The organism is Mesorhizobium sp. M1A.F.Ca.IN.020.04.1.1, from assembly GCF_003997315.1.
Lineage (GTDB): Bacteria > Pseudomonadota > Alphaproteobacteria > Rhizobiales > Rhizobiaceae > Mesorhizobium.
In genome coordinates this window covers 1-540 of sequence record NZ_RZSN01000426.1, presented here as the reverse complement: position 1 = coordinate 540, position 540 = coordinate 1, and the positions used below count along the sequence as shown (strand labels likewise).

1 protein-coding gene is annotated in these 540 nt (G+C 67.2%); it reads right to left on the bottom strand.

What is annotated here, in order from left to right; genetic code table 11:
• On the bottom strand, positions 1-439 hold a 439-nt coding region (locus EOA49_RS32355), incomplete at its 3' end, for an LLM class flavin-dependent oxidoreductase (protein WP_164749403.1).
• Positions 440-540: the final 101 nt, after the last annotated feature.

Genomic DNA, 540 nt, shown 5'->3' with positions numbered 1-540 from the left:
GGCCGCGCCAGATGGTGAGGAATTCGCGCGCCTGCGCATAGCGCTCGTCATGCGGCAGGAACACGCCGTCGCCGGCAAGCTCGGTCGGATTGCCACCGACCACGACGTTGAGCAGCAGGCGCCCGTTGCTGAGCCGGTCGAGCGCCGCGGTCTGGCGCGCGGCGAAGGTCGGCAGCGTCACGCCGGGCCTCAGCGCGACGAGGAATTTGAGCTTCTCGGTCAGCGTCGCCAATCCGGTGGCGGTGATCCAGGAATCCTCGCAATTCTGGCCGGTGGGCAAGAGCACGCCCGGAAAGCCGAGCCGGTCGACGGCCTGCGCGATCTCCTTGAAATAGCCGAACTCCGGGGGCCGCTGCTGCTTCTCCGAGCCGAGATAGGAGCCGTCGCCATGCGTCGGGATGAACCAGAAGAAATCGAGCGGCGCGGCGTTGGCTGTCATGGCATCCATCGGGAGATGAGGTCCAAACGGCAGCGGCGCCGGACTGTGCTGCCCGGCGCCGCTGCCGTTTGGACCTCATCTCCCGATGGATGCCATGACAG